The organism is Streptomyces sp. NPDC102360, from assembly GCF_044766085.1.
Taxonomy (GTDB): Bacteria; Actinomycetota; Actinomycetes; order Streptomycetales; family Streptomycetaceae; genus Streptomyces.
In genome coordinates this window covers 356,652-369,609 of record NZ_JBIWLG010000004.1, presented here as the reverse complement: position 1 = coordinate 369,609, position 12,958 = coordinate 356,652, and the positions used below count along the sequence as shown (strand labels likewise).

Annotated in this window: 14 protein-coding genes and 1 riboswitch; of the genes, 7 read left to right on the top strand and 7 right to left on the bottom strand. The window is 68.9% G+C overall.

Going from position 1 to position 12,958, the window contains the following annotated elements; translation table 11 throughout:
* Positions 1-63: 63 nt before the first annotated feature.
* Positions 64-1,839: a phosphomethylpyrimidine synthase ThiC gene (gene thiC, locus ACIRHA_RS19975; protein WP_403847266.1), complete on the bottom strand. Its 1,776-nt coding sequence runs from the start codon at positions 1,837-1,839 to the stop codon at positions 64-66.
* Positions 1,832-2,003: riboswitch (TPP riboswitch) on the bottom strand. It overlaps the preceding gene by 8 nt.
* Before the next feature lie 71 nt (positions 2,004-2,074).
* Between thiC and ACIRHA_RS19970 the strand changes: the two genes are divergently transcribed.
* Positions 2,075-3,412, top strand: a complete 1,338-nt coding sequence (locus tag ACIRHA_RS19970) for a YibE/F family protein (RefSeq protein ID WP_403847264.1) — start codon at positions 2,075-2,077, stop codon at positions 3,410-3,412.
* Between the two features lie 96 nt (positions 3,413-3,508).
* Here the strand turns inward: ACIRHA_RS19970 and ACIRHA_RS19965 are convergent, their stop codons facing one another.
* From ACIRHA_RS19965 to ACIRHA_RS19950, 4 genes are all read right to left on the bottom strand, one after another.
* Positions 3,509-3,973 carry an SsgA family sporulation/cell division regulator gene (locus tag ACIRHA_RS19965; RefSeq protein WP_403847261.1) on the bottom strand — a complete coding sequence of 155 codons (465 nt, stop codon included), beginning with the start codon at positions 3,971-3,973 and terminating at the stop codon, positions 3,509-3,511.
* Positions 3,974-4,074: 101 nt separating this feature from the next.
* On the bottom strand, positions 4,075-4,851 hold the full coding sequence (locus ACIRHA_RS19960) for an IclR family transcriptional regulator (RefSeq protein WP_403847258.1): 777 nt from the start codon (positions 4,849-4,851) through the stop codon (positions 4,075-4,077).
* Positions 4,852-5,046: 195 nt separating this feature from the next.
* Positions 5,047-5,262 carry a DUF5326 family protein gene (locus ACIRHA_RS19955; protein ID WP_266718729.1) on the bottom strand — a complete coding sequence of 72 codons (216 nt, stop codon included), beginning with the start codon at positions 5,260-5,262 and terminating at the stop codon, positions 5,047-5,049.
* Positions 5,263-5,463: 201 nt separating this feature from the next.
* On the bottom strand, positions 5,464-5,781 hold the full coding sequence (locus ACIRHA_RS19950) for a cupin domain-containing protein (RefSeq protein WP_403847255.1): 318 nt from the start codon (positions 5,779-5,781) through the stop codon (positions 5,464-5,466).
* Positions 5,782-5,828: 47 nt separating this feature from the next.
* Between ACIRHA_RS19950 and ACIRHA_RS19945 the strand changes: the two genes are divergently transcribed.
* The 5 genes from ACIRHA_RS19945 to ACIRHA_RS19925 all read left to right on the top strand — a co-directional run bounded on the left by ACIRHA_RS19945 (position 5,829) and on the right by ACIRHA_RS19925 (position 9,537).
* A complete protein-coding gene (locus ACIRHA_RS19945) occupies positions 5,829-6,209 on the top strand; it encodes a phage holin family protein (protein WP_403847252.1) in 381 nt (126 codons plus the stop codon).
* A gap of 12 nt (positions 6,210-6,221) precedes the next feature.
* A complete protein-coding gene (locus tag ACIRHA_RS19940) occupies positions 6,222-6,716 on the top strand; it encodes a low molecular weight protein-tyrosine-phosphatase (RefSeq protein WP_403847250.1) in 495 nt (164 codons plus the stop codon).
* Positions 6,713-7,858 (top strand): cystathionine gamma-lyase, encoded by a 1,146-nt coding sequence (locus tag ACIRHA_RS19935; RefSeq protein ID WP_403847247.1) that lies wholly within the window; start codon positions 6,713-6,715, stop codon positions 7,856-7,858. The genes ACIRHA_RS19940 and ACIRHA_RS19935 overlap by 4 nt, the downstream gene beginning before the upstream one ends.
* A gap of 232 nt (positions 7,859-8,090) precedes the next feature.
* Positions 8,091-8,996, top strand: coding sequence for a LysR family transcriptional regulator (locus ACIRHA_RS19930; RefSeq protein ID WP_403847244.1), 906 nt, complete (start codon positions 8,091-8,093; stop codon positions 8,994-8,996).
* Between the two features lie 58 nt (positions 8,997-9,054).
* Entirely contained in the window at positions 9,055-9,537 is a 483-nt protein-coding gene (locus ACIRHA_RS19925) for an NUDIX domain-containing protein (protein WP_403847242.1), read from the top strand.
* A 44-nt stretch (positions 9,538-9,581) separates the two neighbouring features.
* Here the strand turns inward: ACIRHA_RS19925 and ACIRHA_RS19920 are convergent, their stop codons facing one another.
* Positions 9,582-10,964, bottom strand: a complete 1,383-nt coding sequence (locus ACIRHA_RS19920) for a globin domain-containing protein (protein ID WP_403847692.1) — start codon at positions 10,962-10,964, stop codon at positions 9,582-9,584.
* Between the two features lie 558 nt (positions 10,965-11,522).
* On the opposite strand from ACIRHA_RS19920, the gene ACIRHA_RS19915 reads away from it, so the two are divergent.
* Positions 11,523-12,398: a GNAT family N-acetyltransferase gene (locus ACIRHA_RS19915; protein WP_403847239.1), complete on the top strand. Its 876-nt coding sequence runs from the start codon at positions 11,523-11,525 to the stop codon at positions 12,396-12,398.
* A 69-nt stretch (positions 12,399-12,467) separates the two neighbouring features.
* Here the strand turns inward: ACIRHA_RS19915 and ACIRHA_RS19910 are convergent, their stop codons facing one another.
* Positions 12,468-12,887 carry a heme-binding protein gene (locus ACIRHA_RS19910; protein WP_403847236.1) on the bottom strand — a complete coding sequence of 140 codons (420 nt, stop codon included), beginning with the start codon at positions 12,885-12,887 and terminating at the stop codon, positions 12,468-12,470.
* Positions 12,888-12,958: the final 71 nt, after the last annotated feature.

Sequence of the window (12,958 nt, the reverse complement as noted above, 5' to 3'; positions counted from 1 at the left end):
TCCGGCGGCCACCGGGCCGACGTTGGGGCCCCCACGCGCAAGAGGGGCCCCACCGTCATGCCGTCAGTCGGCGATCGGCAGATACACGCGATTGCCGGCCTGCGCGAACTCCTTCGACTTCTGCTCCATGCCCTCCTCGATCTCCGAGGACGTGGTGCCGTGTTCGCGCCGGATGTCCTGCGAGATCTTCATCGAGCAGAACTTCGGCCCGCACATCGAGCAGAAGTGCGCCGTCTTCGCGGGCTCCGCCGGCAGCGTCTCGTCGTGGAACTCCCGCGCCGTGTCCGGGTCGAGCGCCAGATTGAACTGGTCCTCCCAGCGAAACTCGAAGCGCGCGTCGGAGAGCGCGTCGTCCCAGGCCTGCGCGTCCGGGTGGCCCTTGGCGAGGTCCGCCGCATGCGCCGCGATCTTGTACGTGATGACACCGGTCTTCACGTCGTCGCGGTTGGGCAGGCCCAGGTGCTCCTTCGGCGTGACATAGCAGAGCATCGCCGTGCCCCACCAGGCGATCATCGCGGCGCCGATCCCGGACGTGATGTGGTCGTACGCCGGGGCGATGTCGGTGGTCAGCGGGCCGAGCGTGTAGAACGGCGCCTCCTCGCAGATCTCCTGCTGGAGGTCGATGTTCTCCTTGATCTTGTGCATCGGGACGTGCCCCGGGCCCTCGATCATCGTCTGCACGTTGTGACGCTTGGCGATGGAGTTCAGCTCGCCGAGCGTCCGCAGCTCCGCGAACTGCGCCTCGTCATTGGCGTCCGCGATGGAGCCGGGACGCAGGCCGTCACCGAGCGAGTATGTGACGTCGTACGCCGCGAGGATCTCGCAGAGCTCCTCGAAGTGCTCGTAGAGGAAGCTCTCCTTGTGGTGCGCGAGGCACCACGCGGCCATGATCGAGCCGCCGCGGGAGACGATGCCGGTCTTGCGGTCGGCGGTCATCGGGACGAACGGGAGACGGACGCCCGCGTGGACCGTCATGTAGTCCACGCCCTGCTCGGCCTGCTCGATGATGGTGTCCTTGTAGACCTCCCAGGACAATTCCTCGGCCTTGCCGTCGACCTTTTCGAGTGCCTGGTAGAGCGGCACGGTGCCGATCGGGACGGGGGAGTTGCGCAGCAACCACTCGCGCGTGGTGTGGATGTTGCGGCCGGTGGAGAGGTCCATGACCGTGTCGGCGCCCCACTTGGTCGCCCAGGTCATCTTGTCCACCTCCTCCTCGATGGAGCTCGTCACGGCCGAGTTGCCAATATTGGCGTTGACCTTCACCAGGAAACGCTTGCCGATGATCATCGGCTCGATCTCCGGGTGGTTGACGTTCGCGGGCAGCACGGCCCGGCCCGCCGCGATCTCCTCGCGCACGACCTCCGGCGCGACGTTCTCCCGGATGGCCACGTACTCCATCTCCGGGGTGATCTCCCCCCGGCGCGCGTACGCGAGTTGGGTCACGGCCCGGCCGTCCCGGCCGCGGCGCGGCTGGCGCGGGCGGCCGGGGAAGACCGCATCGAGGTTGCGCAGGCCGCCGCGCGGCGACGTGTGCTTGATGCCGTCGTCCTCGGGACGGGCGGGGCGACCCGCGTACTCCTCGGTGTCGCCGCGGGCGATGATCCAGTTCTCCCGCAGCGGCGCGAGACCGCGGCGGACATCGGTGTCGACAGTCGGGTCGGTGTACGGACCTGAGGTGTCGTACAGCGTCACCGACTGCCCATTGGTGAGGTGCACTTGACGGACCGGCACCTGGAGGTCGGGGCGCGAGCCCCTGATGTACCCCTTGTGCCAGCCGATGGACTGGCCGGCCTCCGCGGTCGAGCTGGAGGCAGGCGTGTGCGCGTCCGTTGTGGTCATGAGACCTACTCCCTACGCCGGCATTACCCGGTAACAGGTTCAGCGGTCGACGCAGCGATATCCGCCCCCTGGTCACGCAACTCCACGCTGTTTCACGTGAAACGCGCTGGGACGAAGGTCAGCGCCCTCTCAGCCCGGTGCTCCGAGCTCCCGCGATGGCAAAAGCGCCTCCACGCTAACGTGACGTACGCCGCGTTGACCAGAGGGCCCCCTCCGTTCTTGCGATGATCGGGCGGTGACCACCAGCCAGCAGCCCTCAGCTCCGCCGTCCCACCCGCCGCATGGGCACTCCCACAGCCATGGCCCAGCGGCGCCTGTCTCGCGGCACCTGCGCAAAGTGATCGCGGCCGTCCTGATCCCGTTCTCGCTCGCGGTCGTCGTGGGCCTCGCGGTGCTCTGGCCGGGCGGCGCCCCGCCGCACGAGCGCAGCGGTGTCGGCTTCGACCGGCAGACGCAGCAGGCCACGGTCACCCGGGTCGAGAAGGTCGACTGCTCGTCCGTGCACGCCCAGGGGCAGAGCCCCACCGGGGACCCCACGGCGCAACAGGGCACCACGGGCGAGCAGAAGACCGGTGGCACCTGTGAGAACGCGACGATCCGGATCGACAGCGGCAAGGACGAGGGCCGTACGTTCACCGAGGTCGTCCAGCCGGATTCACCGCGGCAGTTGCACGAGGGCCAGAAGGTGATCGCCGCCTACGCGCCCGACGCACCGAAGGAGCTGCAGTACTCGGTCACCGATGTGAACCGCAAGGTTCCGATGGTGCTGCTGGCCGGAATCTTCGCCCTGGCCGTGGTCGTGGTGGGCCGGATGCGCGGCGTCATGGCTCTCGTCGCGCTCGCGATCAGCTTTATGGTGCTGACGTTCTTCATCCTGCCCGCGATTCTGCAGGGGTCGAACCCCTTGGTCGTCGCGGTGGTCGGAGCCAGCGCGATCATGCTGATCGCGCTCTACATGTGTCACGGCCTGACGGCCAGAACCTCCGTCGCCGTGCTCGGCACCCTCGTCTCCCTGCTGCTGATCGGCCTGTTGGGCTCGCTGTTCATCGGCTGGGCGGCCCTGACGGGCAACACCGACGACAACACGGGGCTGATCCACGGCCTGTACCCGGACATCGACATGAGCGGTCTGCTGCTCGCCGGCGTCATCATCGGCTCGCTCGGTGTGCTCGACGACGTGACGGTCACGCAGACCTCTGCCGTGTGGGAGCTGCACGAGGCGAACCCGACGCTGGGCCGGCGCGCCCTGTACCGGGCGGCGATCCGCATCGGGCGCGACCACATCGCATCCGTCGTCAACACACTCGTCCTGGCTTACGCGGGTGCCGCGCTGCCGCTGCTGCTGCTCTTCTCGATCGCGCAGAGCAGCGTCGCCGACGTGGCCAACAGTGAGCTGGTGGCCGAGGAGATCGTGCGTACGCTGGTCGGCTCGATCGGCCTCGTCGCCTCGGTGCCGGTGACCACCGCGCTGGCCGCGCTCGTGGTCTCCGCCGACCGCCCGGAGACGCGGGAGCCCGCGATGGACGCTCCCGCTCCTGGGCGCGCAGGCCGAGGCCGGCGGCGTAAACGCTGAAAGGCGCGGAACTGCTCGGGTGCACCGTGCTGCTGAAGCGTTACGTCTGGCCCCTATGCATATGGCCCGGATACATCTGTGCGAGCCGATGGGGAGTCAGCCCGCGCTCTGCTCCTCGGCGAGAATCCGGTCGAGGGCCTCGTCGAGGTCGGACTCGAAGTCCACGCCCGTCTCCTCCTGGCCCAGCGGGACGAGCTTGTCCGTCCGGTCGAGGAACGCGATGAGCGGTGCGACCCCGGCCCTGAACAGGGCCTGATCCGCACCGACCTGGAGCCTGATGTGCACCTCTCCCGGCATCTCGCCGACGGCGCCACCCACCCGCTCCACCGGTGTGACCTGTACGTCCCCTTCGCCACTCGCCCCGTTGACCCCGTCGACGAGGAGCTCCCGGCCGAACGCCCAGGTCACGGGCGCGTCTCCGGGGAGATGGAAGGTCAGCCGCACGGCGTAGGGATCGGTGGACTCGTACCGGAGCTCCACCGGAATGCGGAACGAGAGCTCCTCGGAGACGAGGAAGCTCATCATGACCTCTGCTTGGACTGCTTGTACCGACTCGCGCATCGCCTACCCCGTCAACTTGCCGTCGATTGGCCAGGAAACTACCTCCCTGACACTGCTGGCATCTTGCTCAACGTACACACAGGATCACAAGGAGTGAGTTTTCAAATGCTGATAGAGAAGGCGAGTGTTCCTACAAGCTTGCCGATCTCGTGCTGCAACTGCCGTGCTGTGGGCAGCAGTTTCTCCGCCTGATGGGAAGGGAGAGAAATGGCCAAAGTTGCCGCGGCCGACCCGATCGTCAGCGGAAACGCGGCGCAGGCCGTACCCAGCGCGTACTCCTGACGCTCGATGATCGGTTCCATGCGGCCCACTCGGCTCAACTTCCGTAGCAGCGCACGGTCGTCACGGACCGAATACGGGGTGATGGACTGCGCGGGGTAGCGGTCGAGATGGTCCTTGCGGGCCCTCTCGTCGAGCTGGGAGAGCAGACACTGGCCGATGGCGTGGGCATGGCCGGTCTCCCGGAAGTCGGCCCACTCCTCGACGGCCGGATTGGCCGGAGTGTCGGCGACGGCGACGAGCTCGATCTCGCCGTCCCGGTAGACCGCGAAATAGACCGGGACGCCGATGGTGTCGCGCCAGTGCCGCAGCGCGTCGGTGATCATGCTGCGACGATTCTGCTGTGCTCCGCTGCTGCTCAAACGCTCGGCGGCATCACCGAAAACGAAGACGCCGTTCTCCCGGCGGAGATATCCCTCATGAGCCAGCGTGCGCAGCAGGTGGTACGCGGTGGGAAGGGCGAGGCCGGCTTCCCGCGCGAGCTGCTTGGCCGGCGCCCCGTCGTCATGGGAAGCGACCGCCTCGAGCAGTCGCATGGCCCGCTGTACGGAGCCGATGAGTGTCTGCGGGGCGGCGGGTGCGGTATCGACCGTGGCCAAGGTTCACTCCCGATGCGCGTGGGGAACCCCCGCGTGTTCGAGGCTCGCAGGGGCTAAAGCCATCGAATTCCGGACTCTAACCCTTGGCCACCGATTGGCGCCCGCCGCGCAAGCAAACTTCCCCCGGTCGTGCGAAAGGTCGCGCGACGCAACGATCGGGATCCGCACACAAGTGCGTACGGCCTCGGCGCGGCCTCACCAGTCGCGGCTCCGCGACGACGAACCGACCATGAACTTCCGCACTACGTAGATGAGTCCACCCACCAGAGCGGCGAACACGAGCACCTTGAACAGCAGGCCGATCACAAAGCCGACGACGCTCGCGATCAGACCGCCGAACACGACGATGGCGATGACCGGCACCGCGACCCACTTCACCCACCACGGCATGTCCGCGAATATCTCTCGCACTGCCATCGCTCCTTCGTTGTCTCTTCGATGCTTCTGATTCGACGCTGCTGCATCGAGCTTCTGATTCGACGCTGCTGCATCGAGCTTCTGATTCGATGCTGGCACGTCGAAGGCCCGTTTGGGCCCTTCCGATCCCTTGTCCTCCCCTGACCCGACCCTTAGGGAACCCCGAGGTGGGGCCGCCCGCGAGGCCGACCCCCGTCACCCCTCCGGAGGCGAGAAGACGACGAGGACGCGCAGGTCCTCGCTGATGTGATGGAACTTGTGCGCGACACCGGCCGGCACGTACACCACGCTGCCCCGGGCGACCTGGGTGGTCTCCATGCCGACCGAGATCGACCCGCGCCCGCTGACCACCAGATAGACCTCGTCCTGGTTGTGCGGCTGCTGCGGGTCCTGCGTGCCCGCGTCGAGCGCGTACAGCCCGACCGACATATTGCGCTCCCGCAGGAACTGCAGATACGCCCCGTCGTTGGCGGCTCTCTCCGCCTCGAGCTCATCCAACCGGAACGACTTCATCGCCCTCTCCACCCCTGTCACCAGTCATGTCTGCAACGATCAGACACATGAAGAATTTCCTCGTCAAGACGCTCGCCAACGCGGGGGCCCTGGCCGTCGCGGTCTGGGTGCTCGACAAGATCACCCTCACCGGCGACAGCACCGGCAAGAAGATCGGCACACTGGTCCTCGTCGCCCTCATCTTCGGCCTGGTCAACGTGATCGTGAAGCCGATCGTAAAACTCCTGACCTTCCCGCTGTTCATCCTCACGCTCGGCCTGATCACGCTGATCGTGAACGCCCTGATGCTGCTGCTGACCTCGTGGCTGGCCGACCAGGTGGACCTGAGCTTCCACGTCGACGGCCTCTGGACCGCGATCCTCGGTGGCCTGATCGTGTCGATCGTCTCCTGGGCGCTGAACGTCGTACTGCCCGACGGCAAGGACTGAGAGCGGCCGAGGATGACCTACCGCGTCTGTTTCGTCTGCACCGGCAACATCTGCCGCTCTCCCATGGCCGAGCACGTCTTCCGCGCCCGCGTCGAGGAGGCGGGGCTCGACGGCCTCGTCGAGGTCGACAGCGCGGGCACGGACGGCTGGCACGAGGGCGACGGCGCCGACCCGCGCACCGTCCGCGTCCTCACCGAGAACGGCTACGGCTCCGAGCACACGGCCCGCCGGTTCCATCGCGACTGGTTCGCCCGACTCGACCTGGTCGTCGCCCTCGACCACGGCCACCTGCGCACCCTGCGCCGCCTGGCGTCGACGCCCGAGGACGCCGAGAAGGTGCGTCTGCTGCGTTCCTACGATGCCGGGGCCGACGCCTCCGACCTGGAAGTCCCCGATCCGTACTACGGCGATCTGGGAGGCTTCGAGGAGTGCCTGAAGCTGGTCGAGTCGGCCTCCGAGGGCCTTCTCGTATCCGTACGCGAAGCAGTGGAGGGACGGGGCGCATGACGGAGCCCTCGGCACGGGAGCCGGGAGACGGCACGCGGGCGGTCCGGGCGGGTCTGCCCGAACCGGTCAAGAACGAACCGACCCTGCCGGGGCCCGTGTTCGCCGCACACTTCCATCTGCCCGGCGATGTGTCGGGGCCCTATGCGTACGGACGCGACGAGAACCCGACGTGGACGCATCTAGAGCGCGCCATCAGCGAGTTGGAGGCTCCGGGCCGCCCCGGCGTGGAGACGCTTGCCTTCGCCTCCGGCATGGCGGCGATCTCCGCGGTCCTCTTCTCGCAGCTGCGCGCCGGCGACGCGGTGGTCCTGCCGGCCGATGGCTACCAGGTCTTCCCGCTCGTCCGCGAGCAGCTCACGTCGTACGGGATCGAGGTGCGCACCGCGCCGACCGGCGATGACGCGCAGCTCGACGTGCTCGACGGGGCGCGCCTGCTGTGGCTGGAGACGCCGTCCAACCCCGGCCTCGACGTCTGCGACATCCGGCGCCTCGCCGATGCCGCCCACGCGCGCGGGGCGCTCGTCGCCGTGGACAACACGCTCGCGACGCCGCTCGGGCAGCGCCCGCTGGAGCTCGGCGCGGACTTCGCGGTGGCCAGCGGCACCAAGCAGCTCACGGGCCACGGCGACGTCCTGCTCGGCTACGTCGCGTGCGCCGACGCCGAGTTGATCGCCTCGGTGAAGCGCTGGCGCAAGATCGTCGGGGCGATTCCGGGGCCGATGGAGGCCTGGCTCGCGCACCGATCCCTCGCCACGCTCGAGCTGCGCGCCGAGCGGCAGAGCGCCAACGCGCTGGCCGTGGCGCGCGCCCTGCTGGAACGCGGGGACGTCGCCGGGGTGCGTCATCCCGGCCTGCCCGGCGATCCGTCCCACCGCGTCGCCGCAGGTCAGATGCGGCGGTTCGGCTGTGTGGTCTCCTTCGAGCTGCCCTCGCGCGCCCGGGCCGGGCGGTTCCTGGACGCCCTGACCCTGGTGGACGACGCGACGAGCTTCGGCGGCGTACGGTCCACTGCCGAGCGGCGCGGGCGCTGGGGCGGGGATGCCGTCACCGAGGGCTTCATCCGCTTCTCAGCGGGCGCCGAGAACACCGAGGACCTGGTGGCGGACGTACTGCGAGCGCTGGACGAGGCCCACGACCGGTGAGGTCGCGGGGCAGACCGAAGTCCTGAGAACAGGCCCTAGTACCGCGCTACGTACAACGGACGGTCCGAGCCTCCCCCCTCGTGGCTCGGACCGTCCCGGTTCTTACGCGCGAAGAACCGCGCGAACAAGGCTAGTTGACTCTGTGTCAGTGTCCAATCACCGTAGCGACAGAGACCTATCGACTTATTTATAGTTGGGCGCGGCCGGGGCTTCGGGAGGGAGGCGTGCCGCGATGGATCTCGCGTTGCTGCGCACCTTTGTGACGGTGCACCGCGCCGGCTCGTTCACCCGTGCCGCCGCGCTGCTCGGCCTGTCCCAGCCGGCGGTCACCTCCCAGATCCGCACGCTGGAGCGGCAGCTGGGGCGCCCGCTCTTCCTGCGCCAGGCGCGTGGTGTGACGGCCACGACGATCGGCGACGAGCTGGCCCACAAGGCGGCTCCGCATCTCGACGCTCTCGTGGAGATCGCCGAGGCCGGTCTCGGCGAGGAGTCCGCCGGGCGCACCCTGCACCTGGCCGGGCCCCCGGAATTCACCGCGGAGCGCGCCCTGCCCGCGCTGACGGCTCTGACCCGGGACAACGGGCAGAACATCGCGTTACGGGCGAGCTTCGGCACGGCCGAGGAAACCCTGGAGGGGCTGGCCGCGGGACATCACGATCTGGCCATCGCGACGGCCCGTCCGCGCGGCGCCCTGCTCACGGCGACTCCGCTCTGCGACGAGGAACACGTGCTGGCCGCCGCCCCGCGTTTGGCCGCCCGGATCGGCCCCGGCATGCTGCACCGCGACGCGGCGCCGTCACTGGAGAAGTTCCCAGTGGTCGAGGTGCACGAGTCGTTGCCCCTGGTCAGCCGCTACTGGGCGGCCGTCTTCGACTCCCGGCCCGCCGTGTCCGCCACGGTCGTCGTGCCCGATCTGCGCGCTGTGCTGGCCTGTGTGATCGCGGGCGCCGGCCTCGCCGTCCTGCCGCGCTATCTGTGCGAGGAAAACCTGGAGCGCGGGGAGATCATCGCCCTGCTCGACCCGCCCGTGCCGCCGCTGCGTACGTATTTCCTGGTGGTGCGCACCGGCACACTCGCCATGCCGCATATCGCGCGGGCGCACGAGTGGCTGCTGCGTGCTGCCGTCGACTGGTCGTGAGCGGGCGCCGAGCGATGCGGGATGTTTCACGTGGAACCAGCCGGGCCACATTTCTCCCATGACCGTCCGACCCGTGGTCAAGCGCACCGCACGCGCCGTCCTGCTGGATGGCGACGACCTGATCCTGATCAAGCGGACCAAGCCCGGCGTCGATCCGTACTGGGTAACTCCCGGTGGCGGGGTCGAGCCGGAGGACACGACCGTCGTGGACGCCCTCCATCGCGAGGTGCACGAGGAACTCGGCGCCAAGATCATCGACGTGGTGCCCTGCTTCGTGGACACCGTCGAGCACATCGGCGAGGACGGCGGCGCGACCGGCGTAAAGGTCCAGCACTTCTTCGTCTGCCGACTGGAGTCGATGGACACCGACGAGCGGCACGGGCCCGAGATCGAGGACCCGTGCGGCAGCTACGAGATCGTGCGGGTGCCGTTCACCCGCGTAGGCATCGCTTCGGTCCATCTGGTGCCGCTCTCACTGCGTCACTACCTGGACGGCAACATCGAGGGGGTTCGTGCGATGCACGCACCCGATCTGGGCTGACGCCTCGCTGTACGAGGTGTGGGGCCGGCGCCGCGCTTCGAGGCTCAGTCCGCCGCCGCGACCAGGTCCTCGACCGAATCGTGCCGGATGCGGCTGCCGGGGATGCCGATGCGCCGCAAGGTGTCGATGCTGCTGCGGATCATGCCGGGCGGCCCGGAGAGATACGCGTCGTACTCGTTCCAGGGGCCGTACTCCCGTACCGCGTCCGGCAGCTGGAGGTGGGCCTGCTGGTCGACGATGGGACGCACCGAGAGCCACGCGTGGCTCTGCGAGAGGCGCAGCATCGTGTCGATGTCGTACAGATCGTGGTTGGTGCGGGCGCCGTAGAACACCTCGACCGAGCGCTGGTGCCCGTGCTCGGCCACGTCCTCGACGAGCGCCTTGATGGGCGCGATACCGGTGCCGCCGCCCAGGCAGAGCAACCCGCTGTCGGTGGTGTGGTCGACGGTCATGGAGCCGGCGGGAGGGCCGAGCCGCAGCACGTCGCCGGGCCGGGCGCGGTGCACCAGGGCGTTGGAGACCCAGCCCGCCGGGACCGCCTTCACGTGGAACGAGAGCAGCCCGTCCGAGCGGGGCGCGGACGCGAACGAGTAGTGCCGCCAGATCCGCGGCCACCAAGGCGTCTCCAGTGTCGTGTACTGGCCGGCCAGGAACGGATAGGGCTGATCGGGCCGCACGGTCACCACGGCGACATCGGGGGTCCGCAGATCGTGCGACACGACCTCGGCCATCCACCAGGCCGGTGCTTTCAGCTCGTCCTCGGCCGCCGCGTCGATCATGACCTGGGAGATCGTCGTGTACGTGCGGACCCAGGCGGCCTCGGTCTCCGCGTTCCACGTGGTGGTGGCGTACTGGGTGAGCGCGGCGATCAGACACTCGCCGACGGCCGGGTAGTGGTCGGCCTGCGTGCCGTACTTGCGGTGACCGCGCCCCAGGTTCTTCAGGTACGCCACCAGGACGTCCTTGTTGTCGATGTGCTCGGCGGCGGTCAGCAGCGCCTTGAGGAGCCGGTCGCGCTGGGTGTCCATCGCCGCGGGAAAGAGTGGGCGCAGTTCGGGGTGACGCACGAAGAGCAGCGCGTAGAAGTACGAGGTGACCCGGTCCGCGACGGGGCCGATCTCCTCCATCGTGCGGCGGATGAGGATCGCGTCGGGGGAGGCATGGGGCGTGGGGCGCGGGGAGGCGGCCACGGGGCCGGACGTCTCGGCGGCCCGCGGCGGGGCGGGCGCTTGCGCTTGCTGCGCGGCCGGTGCCTGACGCGGCTCCGGTATTCGGTGCTCCTCCTGCGTCGCCTCCGGGCCGGAACCGGTGGTGGGAGGTTGCGGGGCCGGGGCCGTGCGCGGCGTGAACCAGCCCCCGCCGTCCGAACCGGAATCGGCCGACGGCGTAGTGGTCGGAGCGTCCATGCTGTGCCTCGCCTCGAACATATTTCGGTCGGTCAACGTACTCCCGAGCTGTTCCGCGCCCGGAAACTGTGGGCTTTCCCCCGCGTGCTTCGACAACAATGCAGTCCACATTGAACACTGCATTCCGGACGGCTACTGACAAGTAAGGCAAGAGTGTGACATTGTCCGCAGTCCTCTCACCGCAGCCTGCCACCCGGTGTCATTGCCCAGAACGCAAAGCGGAAAGTGCAGGTCTTCGATCTCTCCGTCCCGTTAGGCTGCGTGGGCCTGCGCGCACCACGGGCTTCCCCTCGGCCCTCTTCGGCCACCCGGCGCGATCCGGACCCGACGATACCGGCCGCCGCGAAGTCGACAACCCCCTACCGGCATAACTGCGGATTAAGCGAACCCCGGGCCACTTCGTAAATTCCTCAATTACCGGTCTCGGGGCGCCAATTCGCGCGTCCGGCACAGCCGGGCGCGAGCGAGAGCCGCCCCCGGCGCCATGTTTCACGTGAAACTCCCAGCGCGGCCGAAAGCGCCGGGCACTCTCCACAAAGCGGTGGACGCCACGGGGTGAAGTCCGACAGCCTGACCTGCGTGTCGACACCTTCCCTCTCCGGCCTGCCCATCCGTAGCCTCACCCCGCGCGATGTCCCCGCGTGCGCCGACCTGTCCGAGAACCGGGGCTGGCCCCGTGAGGAACACAAGTGGCGGCTATTGCTTTCCGCCGGTACCGGCTACGGCATCGACGACCCCGCCGGCGGTCTCGTCAGCGCGTGCGTAGTGACCGACTACGGACCCCACGAGCGGCCCGAACTCAGCGCGATCGGCATGGTCCTGGTCGCCGAGCAACACGCACGACAAGGCATCGGCAGGCGCCTGATGCGCCACATCCTCGAGCGAGCGGGCACGACGCCGCTCACACTCCACGCAACGCCGTACGGGCGGCCGCTCTATGAGGAGTTGGGCTTCAAGGTCACAGGGCGGGCCGAGATGGTGCGCGGCCGCTTCGCCGCGGGCGGGTCCTTGCCCGAGGTCTCCACCCGCGCTGCCACGGCGGATGACCTCTCGGCCATCCTCCGCCTGGACGCGGAGGTCTTCGGCCCGGACCGTACGCATGTCATCACGCGGCTTCCGGCCTTCGCAGACCAGTTGCGGGTGGCTGTGGACGGTGGGGCCGGTGGCGGGCTCATCGGCTTCGCGGCCGCCTGGCCCAACGAGGACACCCACGTCGTGGGTCCGCTCATCGCCCGCGACACCGCGACGGCAAAGGCCCTCGTGGCCTCGCTCGCGGCGGGCACGGACCGGCCGCTGCGCACCGACATCGACGTGCGCCACGAGGAGCTGCTGGCGTGGCTCAAGGAGCGCGGGCTCAAGGCCGTCGGCCTCAACGCAGTGATGAACTACGGGACTTCAGATCTGCCCGGCGACTGGACCCGCCGCTTCGCACCTCTGACCGTAGCCGCGGGCTGAGCACACGTCCGCCCCAAGTGCCGCTGTACTGCGGTGACTCGGGGCGGATGCGGGACATACGCCCAGCTGTTACGCGAGGGCCTCCACGGCCGCGGTGGCAAAGCCGTGGTCCTGCTCGGGGGCACCGCCACCGACACCGATGGCGCCGATGAGCCGCCCGTCGCGGTGGACCGGCAGGCCGCCGGCGATGAACAGCAGCGGCCGGTCCAGCGCGGTGGGCAGGGTGTGGAAGGGGCCCTCGGGCTTGACCAGGTCGACGAGGTCGGCGGTCGGGGCGTTCAGCTGGAGCGCGGTGCACGCCTTGCGCGTGCTGGTCTCGCCGGAGATGAGGACAGCGCGGTCGTCGCGACGGAAGGCCAGCAGGTGCCCACCCGCGTCGAGGACGGTGACACTGACGGTGACTCCGGCCGCCTCGGCCGCGAGGCGAGCGGCAGTGACCAGGGTCTCGGCGTCCTGCGTGCTGAGCGGAGTGATGGCGGTGGTGCTCATGAGGGGATGCTCCTTGCGGGATGGTACTGAGGGGTGCTGTGCGGCGGGGTCTACGTCGCCCCCACCGGCCG

Bases quoted from the DNA above. Each gene is read 5' to 3' on its own strand.
- ACIRHA_RS19925 (WP_403847242.1), top strand. From the start codon at position 9,055: ATGACCGTCCGACCCGTGGTCAAGCGCACCGCACGCGCCGTCCTGCTG.
- ACIRHA_RS19945 (WP_403847252.1), top strand. From the start codon at position 5,829: ATGAAGAATTTCCTCGTCAAGACGCTCGCCAACGCGGGGGCCCTGGCC.
- ACIRHA_RS19940 (WP_403847250.1), top strand. From the start codon at position 6,222: ATGACCTACCGCGTCTGTTTCGTCTGCACCGGCAACATCTGCCGCTCT.
- ACIRHA_RS19935 (WP_403847247.1), top strand. From the start codon at position 6,713: ATGACGGAGCCCTCGGCACGGGAGCCGGGAGACGGCACGCGGGCGGTC.
- ACIRHA_RS19920 (WP_403847692.1), bottom strand. From the start codon at position 10,964: ATGTTCGAGGCGAGGCACAGCATGGACGCTCCGACCACTACGCCGTCG.
- ACIRHA_RS19965 (WP_403847261.1), bottom strand. From the start codon at position 3,973: ATGCGCGAGTCGGTACAAGCAGTCCAAGCAGAGGTCATGATGAGCTTC.
- thiC (WP_403847266.1), bottom strand. From the start codon at position 1,839: ATGACCACAACGGACGCGCACACGCCTGCCTCCAGCTCGACCGCGGAG.
- ACIRHA_RS19910 (WP_403847236.1), bottom strand. From the start codon at position 12,887: ATGAGCACCACCGCCATCACTCCGCTCAGCACGCAGGACGCCGAGACC.
- ACIRHA_RS19930 (WP_403847244.1), top strand. From the start codon at position 8,091: ATGGATCTCGCGTTGCTGCGCACCTTTGTGACGGTGCACCGCGCCGGC.
- ACIRHA_RS19950 (WP_403847255.1), bottom strand. From the start codon at position 5,781: ATGAAGTCGTTCCGGTTGGATGAGCTCGAGGCGGAGAGAGCCGCCAAC.